The sequence below is a fragment of the Pacificibacter marinus genome, from assembly GCF_900109555.1.
Classification (GTDB): Bacteria; Pseudomonadota; Alphaproteobacteria; order Rhodobacterales; family Rhodobacteraceae; genus Celeribacter; species Celeribacter marinus_C.
The window spans coordinates 70,127-84,581 of sequence record NZ_FNZV01000005.1; the positions used below are offsets into that span (position 1 = coordinate 70,127).

A 14,455-nucleotide genomic window follows, 5' to 3' on the forward strand; every position below is an offset into this window, starting at 1 on the left:
TCGCGCTATCATGATCTCATAGTCTTACAGTACATTTAATTGCTGCAAGTGCAAATAATTGCTGCGGGCGCAACATGCTAGGGGAGGTGACTAAATGACGTCGGGGGAGGATAAGGAAGTCCGCGATTTGGACGTTATGAACGCCAATATCGCAAAGATCGAAACTCTCTCAAAACGTTTGGCTGCCGCGATGGCGCAGGGCAAGCCTGTACCACAGGCCTTGCAAGCGCCCAATCAGGATTTGTTCGTCAAAGCGGCGTCGGCCTATATGGCTGAGATGGTGAACAACCCCGCAAAGATCATGGAGCATCAAATCGGGTATTGGGGCAAAACTCTGACTCATTTCACCGAGGCACAGAACCGTTTCGCCAAAGGTGATTATACACCACCCGCTGATGACACCCCGAAAGATCGCCGTTTTTCAAACCCTTTGTGGGACACGCACCCTTATTTCAATTTCGTCAAACAGCAATATATGGCCAATGCGCAGGCGATGACTGAAGCCGTGCAAGACATCGAAGGTTTGCCAGACAGCGACCGCAGACGTGTCGATTATTTCACCAAACAGATCGTTGATATGTTGGCCCCGACGAACTTTTTGGCAACCAACCCTGACGCTTTGGAACAAGCTGTGGCCACCAATGGTGACAGTCTTGTGGCGGGGTTGGAAAACCTTGTGCGCGATGTCGAAGAACATGATGGGCAAATGATTGTCAGTCTTGCTGATAAAACCGCTTTTGAAGTGGGGCGTAACCTTGGCACCTCTGAGGGCGCTGTCGTGTTTCGCAATCGCATGTTCGAACTGATCCAATACGCGCCCACGACGCCAACAGTGCACGAAACGCCTTTGCTTATTTTCCCGCCATGGATCAACAAATTCTATATCTTGGACATGAAAGAGCAGAACTCTTTGATCAAATGGATCGTGGACCAAGGCTATACTTTGTTCATTGTCTCTTGGGTCAACCCCGATGAAAGCTATGCGGATGTCGGCATGGATGAATATGTCGAAGAAGGATTTTTGACTGCGATTGATCAGGTCAAACAGATCACAGGCGTGCCGAAAATCAACGTCACGGGCTATTGCATCGCAGGGACAACACTGTCGATCACGTTGGGGTTGCTTAAACAACGCGGTGACACGTCGATCAATTCCGCCACGTTTTTCACCACCTTGACCGACTTTTCCGATCAAGGCGAAGTGGGGGTGTTTCTGGACAACGACTTTGTCGACGCGATTGAAGCCGAAGCGCAGCGCACAGGCATGATGAGTTCGTTCTACATGGCACGTACGTTTTCCTATTTGCGGGCGAATGATTTGATTTATCAACCTGCGATCCGATCTTATATGCTGGGCGAAGCCCCCCCTGTGTTTGATTTGCTCTATTGGAACAGTGACAGCACCAATCTACCGGGCAAAATGGCAATCCAATATTTGCGCAACTTGTGTCAGGGTGATTTTTTGGCCACCACGGGCTTTCCTATTTGCGATACTAAAGTGCATTTGTCTGAGGTCTCGGTGCCGGTCTGTGCCATTGGTTGCGAAACGGATCACATCGCGGCTTGGGCCAGTTCGTACAACGGCGTGCGCCAGATGGGGACAAAAGACAAAACGTTCATTCTGTCTGAGTCCGGCCATATCGCTGGTATCGTGAACCCACCCAGTAAAAAGAAATACGGTCACTATACAAATGATGATGCGACGTTGCCTCCACAAGAGTGGAAAGAGGGCGCGACCTTTCACAAAGGCAGTTGGTGGCCCCGTTGGGAAGCTTGGCTCGATACGCGTTCTGGTGGCTCTATTCCTGCGCGTCAAATAGGTGATTCGGGGTGGGTGTCTTTGGCACCAGCACCCGGCACCTATGTGAAGGCATCTTGAAGATATTGAAATATAGACATTTTTAAACTTCATGCTGCGTCGCAGAAATTTCACTTGATTTGCTGCGGTGCAGCATTTATAGTATCCCTATCGAAAGCGGATCTGCTGAGAATTCCCTTAGCCCCTCCGCACAGAACATCTGTTCAAGGAGATACGATAATGGCCGCGAATGAAGATTACACAAAGATCATGAAAGACATGATGGGTGCATTCCCAGTTGACATGACTGCTTTCCAAGAGGGTTTCAAAACCCACGCCTCTTTCGGCGATAAAATGTCCAAAGTTGCACTTGCAGCTGCTGAAAAATCTTCCGAGATTTCCGCAAAATGGACCAAAGAAACACTCGCAAAAGTAACTGATGTCACTTCTGCAAAAGACGAACCAGTTGATTACACCAAGGCGATCACTGATTTCGCATCCGCTCAAGCCGAACTTGCTGCTGAAAATATCGCAGCGTTTGCTGAAGTTGCTAAATCCGTTCAAATGGAAACAGTTGAATTGATGCTCGCAGCCGGTAAAGACATGGGCGAAGACGTGACTGCAGCTGCTAAAAAAGCAACTGACGAAGTGAGCAAAGCTGCCAAAAAAGCGACAGCTTCCGCTAAATAATGCTTGCACAAATGGGGTGAGCACCCTCCCTGCGCACCCACATTTGCATCAAAACGGGCCCCTCATATGAGCGGGCCCGTTTTTGAGTGTTCCGCCTCATTTATGAGGTCGCATTGGCTTGTTGCGCAAAAGGGTAAGACCAATCTGTTTCGCTCTGTAACACCTTTTCTTTTGCTTTTCCAAAACGGCGCGCATAGGCTTTCTGCAACGCCAAAAAATAAAGCAGGGGAGCCCATGGTTGATACAAAAAATGCGACGCTTTTGATCAAGCGATATGCCTCACGGCGTCTATACAACACTGAAACGTCGGACTATGTGACACTCGAAGATATTTCGGGGTTCATTCGTTCTGGCCGTGATGTTCAAATTATTGATTTGAAATCCGGAGACGACCTGACACGCCAGTATCTTCTTCAAATCATTGCAGAACACGAAGGGCGCGGTGAAAGCGTTTTGCCACTCGGCGTGCTGACAGATTTGGTGCGCAGCTACACCACCGAAGTGAATTCTGTCGTGCCTCAATTCTTGGCGCAAAGCTTTGAAATGTTACGCAACGGACCTGCCAATATGATGGGCAACCTTGGTGGCAGTCTTCCAAGCATTCCTGGGTTGGAAGCAATGCAAGCGCAGCAAGAAGCCTTTCTAAAAGCGATGACAGGCGGCATGCCAAATGCATGGCCTTCTGCTGCCAAAGACACCAAACCTGCCGAGAAAGAGGATTTGGGCGATATCAAAAAACAATTGGCCGAGTTGCAAGAAAAGCTTTCAAAACTCAGCTAATACGCGTGTATATCTCACGACAAAAGCCCGCTTTTTTAAGCGGGTTTTTCCATGACATCATCATAACGTAAAATCTTGTGCATATGGCACCAATCAGGGCTGACACTACGCGCAGATCACCTTAGCGTGAAGCATGCACGGCGAGGAGATTTAGATGATGAACGATACAGTGGGGCGGCTCAGCCTATGGGGCATCGAAGTGTTTTTGGCTGCTGCTGAAGATGGGTCTGTCTCGGTGGCGGCCAAGCGGCTTGGGACCTCGCCTTCATCAGTGTCGCAGCAAATTTCAAATCTGGAAACTGCGCTTGGCACCGAGCTTTTGAACCGTCGCGAACGCCCCATGACATTGACCCCTGCAGGCCGCATTTTGCGCCGCCGCGCACAAACAATCCTTAGCGAAGCATCGCGGGCGCGCTCGGAAATCACTGGCCTAGATTTGTCTCAACTTGGCTCGCTCAGGTTGGGCATGGTCGAAGATTTCGAAGCGTCTGTAACGCCTATGTTGCTGTCTGACATGGCCGACACGCTCACGCGCACTCGGTTTGAACTTGAAACAGGTCCGTCCCATCGCTTGCTGGATCATTTGGAACACCGCAGTCTTGATGTGATCGTGGCTGCGGAATTCGAACCTGCCAATTGGATGGTCAGCCACCCTTTGCTTGACGATCCTTTCGTTGCAATCACCCCCAAAGGGGTGGGGAGTTCTTTAAGCGAACTCAAAGACTTGTCCTTTATTGAATACACTCGGCGACACGCGATGGGGCGCGAATTGGCAGCACATCTGTCTGGCCAAGGGTTTAATTTGCCCCATAGATTTGAGATCGACAGCTACCGCGCCATGATGGCGATGGTGGCCGGTGGGGCAGGTTGGACAATTTTAACAGCTTTGGGCGCGCAGCACGCAGGCCGATATGCAGGCGAGATTGATGTGCATCCGATGCCTTTTGCCCCCAAATCACGACGGATTTCTGTATCTGTGCGCAAAGATGGCATGGAAGATATGGCGTCTGATATTGCGGTGCGACTGCGGCCCTTGATCGACGTGCAGATTGTTAAACCTGCGGTGTCCCAGCATCCATGGCTGGAAGGTTTGTTGACAATGCTCACATAAAAACCGCAGCCAAGTGTTCTTGGCTGCGGTTTGATTTGTTTGTTTTTGTACGGTTTATTCGGCGGCTTGCTGCATGCTTTTGGCGCTGGCTGCGGCTTCAATCAACGCTCTTGCGATGAAGTCCAAATCAGCTTTTTGCAAGCGCGCTGGCAAGCGGGTATCACACGCCTTTGACAGCATTTCGCGGGTTTTTGGCAACTCAGGAGTGTCGCCTAGGAATTTCCAATTCCAAAACGCCCGCGCGTTGTCTGTGGACAGGCCAAACACCTGCACCGATACGCCGCGCGCCTTGGCTGCTGATTGAAATGTCAGGGCTTCTTCGCGGGTGAAATCAACCAAGTTGAATTGCAAACTGTCTGGTGCGCGCAGTTCTTTTTCGAGCTTGTCTGGGACGGTCAAAAACGGAGTGGCATCCAGTTTTGCAGCGACATAATCGTGGTTTGCACGACCATCGCGCACACGGCGAGGTACTTCTGCCAACTGAGGGCGCACAACCGCTGCGGCAAGGTTGGACAGGCGTTGGTTGTACAGCGGCAATTGGTTTTGCCAGCGATCAAAGGCGGCATCCAATTCGGCACTTTGTGCAGTGGCGTGTTTTTTCCAATTGTGTTCATAAGCGCCAGACATGATCACGGCGCGGGCGATGATATCTGCATCGTCGGTAACCAAAATACCGCCTTCACCAGCGTTCAAAAGCTTATAGGATTGGAATGAAAAACAGCCAATTTTGCCGATTGTACCAATGTTTTTACCGTCCCAGACCGTGCCCAACGAATGTGCTGCATCTTCGATCACAGGCACGCCGCGCTCGGCGCACAGCGCCATGATAGCATCCATATCTGAGGTATGACCCCGCATGTGCGAGATCAAGACGGCGCCGACTTCATCGGTCAGTTTGGCTTCAAAATCATCCATGTCGATGCGGTAATTGTCGCCGCATTCCACCAAAACAGGCACGCAATCTGCGTGAACGACTGAGGAAGGAACCGCAGCAAAGGTAAACGCGGGAATGAGAACTTTTGCGTCACGCGGCAGGTCGAGTGCTTTCAATGATAAGAACAGCGCAGCAGAACACGATGACACAGCTAAGGCATATTTCGAGCCAAGCATCTGTGCAAACTCTTGTTCCAAAAGGGTAACTGGTGCATCTTCGGTCGCCGTGTAGCGAAACAAATCACCCGACCCAAGCAGGCGTTCAATTTCGGCGCGCGCGCTTTCAGGGATCGGTTCAGCAGAGTAAACATTTGGACCAGAGGACATTAGTTTCACCATTTTTAAATTGTCTTTTCGCAATAACTGTAAGTGCGTGTCGCGCAAAATGCTAGCTCTGTGAACTGGCACAGGCAAAATTTCGCATAACCGTTACAGTCGGATGCGCTTTGCTGCGTGTGGACGTGATTGGCGTTACGCCAATCTGCGGCACAGGAGACGCAGACAAGCTGTTGCGCGGATTTGAGATTAGCGGAGGATTTGCGGTCTGATGCGCAGTTTTGGGCGTCGCGTGCTTGGCAGGTGGCGGTTGAGACGTATGTTGATTAGACCGAATATAGCGATCACAATGATGATCAGTAAAACAAAATACCCAGCTACAATGGGGTAGGGCACAAAGGGGTTAAACGTCTTTTCTGCGAAATACGACGCGTAATACAATGCGTCTCCCTTTTGCTGCCAAGCGGGAAAGCCTGAGAAAAATACCAAGGCTGTCGCATGAAACAAAAAGATCGCTTCATTGGTATAGGCTGGCCACGCAAGGCGCAGCATTGTGGGCCATGTGATGCGGCGAAAACGGGTCCATCCCATCATGCCATAGGCGTCGGCGGCTTCGATATCGCCCTTGGGGATCGCGCGCAGAGCCCCATAGAAAATTTCGGCGGAATAGGCTGCTGTGTTGAGAAAAAGCACCACCAATGCCCCTGCCCAAGCGCGGGTCAAGTTGCCAGTTTCAAGTGTCAGTCCAAAGATGTCGATGCCCGTTTTGGGCAGTTGTACGAACAGTTCATAGGCCAGAAAAAACTGAATGAACAAAGGCGAGCCGCGAAACAAAAAGATGAACCATTCGCTGGGTTTGCGCAGCCATGGGCTGGGCGAATTTTTTGCTACAGCCAGCGCCGTTGCAAAGATAAATCCAAATGCTAATGCCAAAACGCCAAAGTAGATGTTCCACAACATGCCAGAGCCAATCAACGTCACCTGTTCACACAGGGTGATGTCGGATTTGGGCAAAAGCCGCGGGCCATAGCCGATCGAGCGAAAGGCGTAGTCTGAAATGGTCTGCAGGCAGCTCATGTGTCTTTCCTCATCTGCTCGCCTGCCATCGTGGCTTGGCCGCGTGACAATCGCGTGGTGATGCGGGCCAGCACAATTTCGGACAGCTTTGTAAAGCCAAGATAAAAGACCAACAGCCCAAGGAAATACCACAGCCGCCAATCGGGATGTGGATAGGTGAAGTGACTGGTTTTAGCGCCACCAAGTTCACGGGCCCAATAGACGATGTCTTCGACGCCCAATAAAAACAAAAGGGGTGTGGCTTTGATCAAAACCATCCATAGATTGGACAGGCCCGGCAAAGCGTAAATCCACATTTGCGGCACCATAATGCGCCAAAAACTTTGGCGAGGTGACATGCCATAAGCCTCTGCCGTTTCCATTTGCGCACGGGGCACGGCTTTCATCGCGCCTGCCAAAACATTGGCAGCAAAGGCCCCAAACACCACAGCAAAGGCCAAGACGGCTAAGGCGAAACCATAGATTTCATGCACAGATTGCGGCGCTGATCCCAGTGGCAGTTTGGCGGCTGAACAGACTAAAAAGTCGTTGCCTTGGCGGATCGGTTCGGACCAATCGCGGCACAACGTTTTGTGACGGACCCATTCAAAGCCTTGATCCATCGCCAAAGGCACGAACAAAAAGAACACAATGTCAGGCACGCCGCGCACCATTGAGGTGTAGAGAGTGCCAATCCAGCGCAAAGGGGCGTGTTTCGACCGTGAGACCACAGCACCCAGAAAGCCTACGCCAAGCGCAAGCGGGGCGGTCACGGCCAAAAGCGTGAGCACAACGAAAAAGCTTTTATAGAACAAAACATGTTTGCCGGTTGTCAGATAACAGGCAAGCCAATTCAGGCCGTCAAGCGTTGAGGGGTCTGTACATGATGTAAACATAAGGGGTGTGAAAGGGGACCAGCGAACTGGCCCCGCATTCGTTTAGTACGTCGCTGTTTCTTCGCCAAAGTATTTGATTAACAAGGCGTTCAAAGACCCGTCAGCTTTCATCGCGTCAATCGCCGCGTTGAATTTTGTTTTCAGCTCAGCGTCGCTTTCACGCAAGCCCATGCCGATGCCGTCGCCCAAGGGCACATCATCGCCAAGGAATGTGAAGCCTTGCTCTGCCACGAAAGGTGCAAGCGCATCTTTGTCTGCGAACACAGCGTCAACTTCGCCGTTTTGTACCGCTGCGATTGTGTCATCCAGTGTTGCAAACTCAACCAATGTTGCGCCTGTTGTGGCAACGTGGCCTGCTTGGATTGTGGATGTTTGCGCTGCAATAACGCCCCCCATCAGATCCACACCATCTGTCAACGCTGCGTATGCGGAAGCGGTGGGAGGGTAGTAGTCTTGTGTGAAATCAATGACTTCATCGCGCTCATCCGTGATGGACATGCCCGCGATGATGGTGTCGTAGTTGCCGGACAACAGGTTGGGAATGATGGTGTCCCATTCATTTGTGACCCACTCACATGTCAAACCAGCGATTTCGCAAAGTTTGTCACCGACTTCGCGTTCAAAGCCCGCCACTTCGCCATCATCGTCGATGAAGTTGTAGGGAGGGTAGGCGCCTTCGGTGCCCATGCGTACGGTGTCGGCGAAAGATGCGCCGGCCGTGAAGGCCAAAACGGTGGCTGAGAGAAGTAGCTTTTTCATATGTTTTAAACTCCTGTTGGGGTTTGTTATGCTGGCACAGTCGCACTGAGAAACTGTTGCAAGCGTTTGGATTTCGGTGCGCCGAACAGGTCGGCTGGAGGGCCTTGTTCTTCGATCAGCCCTTGGTGAAGAAAAACAACATGGTCGGAAATATCCGCAGCCATGCGCATATCGTGAGTGACGATCATCATAGTGCGTCCCTCGGTGGCCAAAGATTTGATCACTTTGACCACCTCTTGTTCCAGTTCAGGGTCCAGCGCCGATGTCGGTTCATCAAACAACAGCGCTTTTGGTTCCATGCACAAGGCCCGCGCAATGGCGGCGCGCTGTTGTTGCCCGCCTGACATTTGCGCTGGATACACATCACATTTATCGCCAATGCCGACTTTGTTCAGATAGGCACGCGCACTTGTTTCCACCTCGGCTTTGTCGCGGCCCAAAACCGTGACCGGGGCTTCCATGACGTTTTCTAAAACCGTCATATGCGCCCAAAGATTGAATTGCTGAAACACCATCGACAGGTTCGTGCGAATGCGCATGATTTGTTTACGGTCGCTTGGGCGCCGCGCAAGGCCTGCGCCTTTCCATGTGATGGGCTCGCCTTCGAACAAAATCTCACCGCTTTGGCTGTCTTCAAGCAAGTTGGCACAGCGCAAAAGCGTGGATTTTCCTGATCCGGAGGACCCGATCAATGACACCACTTTACCGCGTCCTGCAATCATGGATACGCCTTTGAGCACATCAAGATCGCCGTAAGATTTATGCAAATCACGGATTTCTATCACTGGCGCGCTGTCATGCGTGGCGTGACTTGTGAGGTTTGAGTCGTTGGTCAACATTTCCAAGAGTAAGGTGAGATTCTACCAAAGATGCAATAAAATTTGACATATTTCCGCTACGTCAGGGGCTAAAAAATGTGCAAATGGCGCAAACCGCCGCATCTAAGGCGCGCTTTGCATCTCTTGAATGCTATTTTAACCTATCCCAAGGGGCATGTTAGGAAACTTGGCGCGCCATGCGTTGACGGGCCAAAGCACTGTCACGATCACTGACCCCCAAGAGGTTCGAGACCAATCGCAGAATTGTATCTTCTTGGTGGTCGCGTTGCCCATCGGCCAGCACAATAGACCACAGGCCTTCGATCACGCTGATACGATCTTCATAGGGCACAGCGTCTTTGATGGCTTTGGTAAACCGCACGGTGTCGGGGGCTTCAGATTCAAGCACTTCTGCTTCGCCACGCAATTGGCGTGCACCAGCCTCATCGATATCGTAGCGCGTGCGCAAAACAGTTTCGATCCGCGTGGCTTCAGACGGGTCATAATGCCCATCTGCACGGGCCACCCGCACCAAAAGCGCTGCGAGCGCCAGATGAGAATCTGCACCGGACAGGCGCTTTGGTTCTGGCTGAATCAGCCTTTGTAAAAAATCTGCAAACATAGGCTCAACATAGGGGCGATGCCGCCAAAGGGAACCCCGTGCGGCATCACATGATTGTTAATATTTGGACGGCACATAAAGTTCGGGCGGCAAAACGGCGCGCTCGTAATCTTTGTTGTACACCCGTTCAGGCAGACTGATCTCTTCGTGGGGCACGTCTTCGTAGGGGAACAGCGACAGCAGATGGTCGATGCAGTTCAAGCGCGCCCGCTTTTTGTCATTGCCTTCAACGATATACCATGGTGCTTCTGGAATATTGGTGCGGGCAAAGGCTTCTTCTTTGGCCTTGGTGTATTGTTCCCAGCGCACCCGAGATTGCAGGTCCATTGGGGACAGTTTCCACTGCTTCATCGGATCATGAATGCGCATCAAAAACCGCATTTGTTGTTCTTCGTCTGATACAGAAAACCAGTATTTCACAACTTTGATGCCAGAGCGTACAAGCATACGTTCAAATTCGGGAACATCTTGGAAAAACTGTTCCACTTGGTCATCTTCGGCAAATCCCATTACGCGTTCAACGCCTGAGCGATTGTACCATGAGCGGTCAAACAACACGATTTCGCCAGCTGCTGGCAAGTGTGGCACGTAGCGTTGGAAATACCATTGGGTTTTTTCGCGATCAGAGGGCGCGGGCAAGGCCACCGTGCGCACAATCCGTGGATTAAGGCGCTGGGTGATGCGTTTGATCACGCCGCCTTTGCCGGCAGAATCGCGTCCTTCGAACAAGACTACAATCTTTTCGCCGGTGTGTTGAACCCAATCTTGCAGCCGGATCAGTTCGGCTTGCAGGCGCAAAAGATCGTAAAAATATTCAGGTCGTTTCAAGGCATCGGGGTGGGCTTTTTGATAGATCTTTTTGATCTCTGTCGATAAAAGCGCGTCTTCCAATTCCAGTTCAAATTCTTCATCCAGCGTATCTGCGAGCTCGGCTTCCAGCCAATCCTGTGCGTCTTTGTCAAATGTCATCTCGCGTGCCCCTTTATGCTGCTGTCTGCTGCGAGCCTGCCTTAAATCAGAAGAATATGACAGTTTCTTAATGGAATAAAATGGGCACCAAAGATGCAACGAGCAGGCTTGCCATGGTCCAATTGAATATGTTCAGTCGGCGCGGATTTGTTAAAAGGCGACGCAGCTCTGTGCCCATCCACGCCCAAAGTGTGATGGCTGGAAAATTGACCATCAAAAACCCGATGCCAACCATCAAGGCGGCGGTCCATCCATCGCCTTGCGCGTAATTCGTTTGCGCGCCAATCGCCATGATCCATGCTTTCGGGTTCACCCATTGAAAAGCGGCAGCTTGCAAAAACGTGAACGGCTTGCCGCCCACATCGTTTTCTTTTGGTGGCGCTGCATGGGCGATTTTCCAAGCCAGCCACAGCATATAGCCGATGGAAAGAACCATCAAAACGCGCCGCAACATCGGAATTGTTTCAAAGGCTTGCGCCAATCCAAGCCCGATCACGAACACCATAAAAGAATGCCCCAAAGAGATGCCACACATATGCGGCAACGTGCGCTTGAACCCAAAGTTCGCGCCAGAGGCCAGCAACATCAAATTGTTTGGCCCTGGCGTTCCAGAGGCAACAAAAGCAAAGCCCAAAAGGGCAAGAAAAAGTGTTATATCCATAGCGGGAAGATAGGCGAAGTCTTACGGTGTTTGTATGCGAATGGCGCTTGATTTGATAAATTATTGCAATATATCTCGATTATGGACAAAATTGACGATCATATATTGCGCACCCTTGCACGGGACGGGCGTTTGACCAATCTGCAATTGGCGGATCAAATCGGCCTGTCGCCTTCTGCCACGTCACGCCGTGTTGCCGATCTTGAGCGCAGTGGCGTGATTACCGGATACCGCGCCGTGATTGATCAGTCCAAAGTGGGGCTTGGGTTCGTAGCCTATGTAACGGTTGGCTTGTCAAAGCACACCAAAGAATCGCAAGAGGCGTTTGAGCGCGCCATTTCACAGGCGCCACAGGTCAAAGAATGCCACAATGTGACAGGCGTTTTTGAATATATCTTGCGGGTCGAAACAGCGGATTTAAGTGCATATAAAGTGTTTCACACAGATGTGCTGGGCGTTTTGCCACAAGTGAATTCGATCACGTCTTATATCGTCATGGAAAGCCCGAAAGATCTGCGCGCATAAGCAAGGATTTGCCTGATATGGGGCCTAAGTAAGCTTGGTCGCATTTGATCTGTGCCCAGATGTTTTTGCGTGTTAGCTCGGGGAGTATCAGTCAGGAGACCCAGATGTATATTCCCAACGGCACAGGCGAAAGACGTCCTGATGTGCTTTGTGCAGCGATCCAAGAAATCAGTTTTGCAGCGCTTGTCACGCCGCACGCTGACGGGATGGAAATCAACCACCTGCCTTGGTTGGTGCGCCGCGAAGGGGCCAATGTCATTCTTGAGGCCCACGTTGCGCGCGCCAATGCGCATTGGCGATTGGGTGGGTTTCAATCTGTCGCGATTTTTCAAGGCCCGCATGCCTATGTGTCGCCGTCATTTTACCCGTCAAAAGCCGAAGATGGCCGCGTGGTGCCAACGTGGACCTACATCACGGTGCATGCCCATGGGATGCTTGAGACGATTGAGGACCCGCGGTGGATTTCAACTCATTTGGAATCGCTTACACAGCAACATGAAAGCGCGCGCCCAGACCCTTGGAAGGTCAGTGATGCACCCGTTGCTTATTTGTCGGCGCTTAAACGCGGTGTTGTCGGCTTGCGGTTGAGTGTCGAAAAACTCGAAGGCAAGTGGAAAGTGAACCAAAACAAATCTGATGCTGACATGCGTGGGACCATCGATGGGTTGTCACGTGAAAGCGAGGCTGGTGGGCATATTGCTGGCGCATTGGCCGGATATTTGGACCAAGACTAAAAGCCTGCAACCGGCTTGTTATACTCATAAAAAAGCGCGCCCTTGATCCCAAGAACGCGCTTTTTCAATGTTGAATGTCGTGGCTTAGACCAGACGTGAATTTTCTTTGGCAGCACGAATGAAGTCTTTGAACAAAGGCGCAGGTGCAAAGGGTTTGGATTTCAATTCTGGGTGGAACTGAACGCCGATGTACCAAGGGTGATCTTTGATTTCGACAATCTCTGGCAAACGTCCATCGGGGGACATGCCTGAGAACACCATGCCGTGTTTTTCCAACTGTTCGCGGTATTTCGTGTCGACCTCATAGCGGTGACGATGGCGCTCTTCGATCTGTGTGGTGCCGTAAGCTTCGGCCACACGAGAGCCCGCAGTCAATGTCGCAGAGTAGGCGCCCAAACGCATGGTGCCGCCTTTGTCATCTGTGGATTTGCGGCGCACTTTGTGGTTGCCTTGAACCCATTCTTTGAGGTGGTACACGACAGGTTCAAAACGTTTTTTGCCAGCTTCGTGGTCGAACTCTTCGGATCCTGCTGCTTCGATTCCGGCCAAGTTGCGCGCGGCTTCAATTACAGCCATTTGCATGCCCAAACAGATGCCAAGGTATGGGATTTTGCGTTCGCGTGCGAATTGTGCCGCTTTGATTTTACCCTCTGTACCACGTTCGCCAAAGCCACCAGGAACCAAGATCGCGTGGAAGCCTTCAAGATAGGGCGCTGCGTCTTCAGATTCGAACAGCTCGGCGTCAACCCATTCAACTTTCACTTTCACACGGTTGGCCATGCCGCCATGTGTGAGCGCTTCTGCGATAGATTTATAGGCGTCTTCCAATTGCACGTATTTGCCCACGATGGCGACTTTCACTTCGCCTTCTGGGTTGAACACGCGGTCCGCCACATCATGCCAAACCGTCAGGTCGGGTTTTGGGGCAGGGGCGATGCCAAAGGCATCAAGCACGGCTTGGTCCAAACCTTCGCGGTGGTACGCGAGCGGTGCCTCGTAGATGGATTTCAAATCAGGGGCTGCAATCACGTCTTCTTTGCGCACGTTACAGAACAAGGCGATTTTTTCGCGCTCTTTTTCTGGGATCGGATGCTCAGAGCGACAGACCAAGACATTTGGCTGCAAGCCGATCGTACGCAATTCTTTTACAGAGTGCTGTGTCGGTTTTGTTTTCAATTCGCCAGAGGCCGCGATGTAGGGCAACAGCGTGAGGTGCATAAAAATACACTGACCGCGTGGTCTGTCTTGGGCAAACTGACGGATCGCTTCAAAGAACGGCAGACCTTCGATATCGCCAACCGTGCCACCAATTTCGCAGAGCATGAAATCAACTTCGTCATCACCAATTTCGATGAAATCTTTGATCTCGTTGGTCACGTGCGGGATCACCTGAATGGTTTTACCCAAATAATCGCCACGACGCTCTTTTTCCAAAACATTGGTGTAGACGCGACCCGATGAAATCGAATCTGTGTTACGCGCAGCCACACCTGTGAAACGTTCGTAGTGACCTAAATCAAGATCCGTCTCAGCGCCATCATCCGTGACAAACACCTCGCCGTGTTCAAACGGGCTCATCGTGCCTGGATCAACGTTGAGGTAGGGATCAAGCTTGCGAAGGCGCACTGTGTATCCGCGTGCTTGCAAGAGAGCGCCAAGAGCGGCAGAGGCCAAGCCCTTGCCGAGTGAGGAAACAACACCGCCGGTGATGAAAACGTAACGTGCCATAGTGGGTGTAGCTCCCGTGAGTGGTCAAAAACATATTGAGGCATGGCGTTAAAAAACGCCATGTTCACGGGATTTATGGACTAACAGATTCGGTCGTCC

At 51.4% G+C, this 14,455-nt stretch carries 15 protein-coding genes; 6 read left to right on the top strand and 9 right to left on the bottom strand.

What is annotated here, in order from left to right; genetic code table 11:
* Positions 1 to 94 precede the first annotated feature (94 nt).
* The 4 genes from phaC to BM025_RS08065 all read left to right on the top strand — a co-directional run bounded on the left by phaC (position 95) and on the right by BM025_RS08065 (position 4,379).
* Positions 95 to 1,879: a class I poly(R)-hydroxyalkanoic acid synthase gene (gene phaC, locus BM025_RS08050; RefSeq protein ID WP_085849382.1), complete on the top strand. Its 1,785-nt coding sequence runs from the start codon at positions 95 to 97 to the stop codon at positions 1,877 to 1,879.
* Positions 1,880 to 2,038: 159 nt separating this feature from the next.
* On the top strand, positions 2,039 to 2,488 hold the full coding sequence (locus tag BM025_RS08055; protein ID WP_085849381.1) for a Phasin: 450 nt from the start codon (positions 2,039 to 2,041) through the stop codon (positions 2,486 to 2,488).
* Between the two features lie 234 nt (positions 2,489 to 2,722).
* Complete coding sequence (phaR, locus tag BM025_RS08060; RefSeq protein WP_085849380.1) at positions 2,723 to 3,268, top strand: polyhydroxyalkanoate synthesis repressor PhaR; 546 nt, start codon at positions 2,723 to 2,725, stop codon at positions 3,266 to 3,268.
* Positions 3,269 to 3,422: 154 nt separating this feature from the next.
* Positions 3,423 to 4,379, top strand: a complete 957-nt coding sequence (locus BM025_RS08065) for a LysR family transcriptional regulator (protein ID WP_306455989.1) — start codon at positions 3,423 to 3,425, stop codon at positions 4,377 to 4,379.
* Positions 4,380 to 4,433: 54 nt separating this feature from the next.
* Here the strand turns inward: BM025_RS08065 and BM025_RS08070 are convergent, their stop codons facing one another.
* From BM025_RS08070 to BM025_RS08105, 8 genes are all read right to left on the bottom strand, one after another.
* The gene (locus BM025_RS08070) at positions 4,434 to 5,639 is read right to left on the bottom strand and encodes a DegT/DnrJ/EryC1/StrS family aminotransferase (protein ID WP_085849453.1); all 1,206 of its coding nucleotides are present in this window, start codon (positions 5,637 to 5,639) and stop codon (positions 4,434 to 4,436) included.
* Positions 5,640 to 5,837: 198 nt separating this feature from the next.
* Positions 5,838 to 6,665 (bottom strand): ABC transporter permease, encoded by an 828-nt coding sequence (locus BM025_RS08075; RefSeq protein WP_085849379.1) that lies wholly within the window; start codon positions 6,663 to 6,665, stop codon positions 5,838 to 5,840.
* The gene (locus BM025_RS08080) at positions 6,662 to 7,540 is read right to left on the bottom strand and encodes an ABC transporter permease (RefSeq protein ID WP_085849378.1); all 879 of its coding nucleotides are present in this window, start codon (positions 7,538 to 7,540) and stop codon (positions 6,662 to 6,664) included. The genes BM025_RS08075 and BM025_RS08080 overlap by 4 nt, the downstream gene beginning before the upstream one ends.
* A 42-nt stretch (positions 7,541 to 7,582) precedes the next feature.
* Positions 7,583 to 8,299: a transporter substrate-binding domain-containing protein gene (locus tag BM025_RS08085; protein WP_085849377.1), complete on the bottom strand. Its 717-nt coding sequence runs from the start codon at positions 8,297 to 8,299 to the stop codon at positions 7,583 to 7,585.
* Positions 8,300 to 8,325: 26 nt separating this feature from the next.
* The gene (locus tag BM025_RS08090; protein ID WP_085849376.1) at positions 8,326 to 9,138 is read right to left on the bottom strand and encodes an ABC transporter ATP-binding protein; all 813 of its coding nucleotides are present in this window, start codon (positions 9,136 to 9,138) and stop codon (positions 8,326 to 8,328) included.
* Positions 9,139 to 9,295: 157 nt separating this feature from the next.
* The gene (locus BM025_RS08095) at positions 9,296 to 9,739 is read right to left on the bottom strand and encodes a tellurite resistance TerB family protein (protein WP_085849375.1); all 444 of its coding nucleotides are present in this window, start codon (positions 9,737 to 9,739) and stop codon (positions 9,296 to 9,298) included.
* A gap of 57 nt (positions 9,740 to 9,796) precedes the next feature.
* Complete coding sequence (ppk2, locus tag BM025_RS08100; protein WP_085849374.1) at positions 9,797 to 10,708, bottom strand: polyphosphate kinase 2; 912 nt, start codon at positions 10,706 to 10,708, stop codon at positions 9,797 to 9,799.
* Between the two features lie 67 nt (positions 10,709 to 10,775).
* Positions 10,776 to 11,369, bottom strand: coding sequence for a LysE family translocator (locus tag BM025_RS08105; protein WP_085849373.1), 594 nt, complete (start codon positions 11,367 to 11,369; stop codon positions 10,776 to 10,778).
* 81 nt (positions 11,370 to 11,450) lie between these two features.
* On the opposite strand from BM025_RS08105, the gene BM025_RS08110 reads away from it, so the two are divergent.
* A complete protein-coding gene (locus tag BM025_RS08110) occupies positions 11,451 to 11,894 on the top strand; it encodes an Lrp/AsnC family transcriptional regulator (RefSeq protein WP_085849372.1) in 444 nt (147 codons plus the stop codon).
* A gap of 104 nt (positions 11,895 to 11,998) precedes the next feature.
* On the top strand, positions 11,999 to 12,628 hold the full coding sequence (locus tag BM025_RS08115) for an FMN-binding negative transcriptional regulator (RefSeq protein ID WP_085849371.1): 630 nt from the start codon (positions 11,999 to 12,001) through the stop codon (positions 12,626 to 12,628).
* An 84-nt stretch (positions 12,629 to 12,712) separates the two neighbouring features.
* Here the strand turns inward: BM025_RS08115 and BM025_RS08120 are convergent, their stop codons facing one another.
* A complete protein-coding gene (locus BM025_RS08120) occupies positions 12,713 to 14,356 on the bottom strand; it encodes a CTP synthase (protein WP_085849370.1) in 1,644 nt (547 codons plus the stop codon).
* Positions 14,357 to 14,455: the final 99 nt, after the last annotated feature.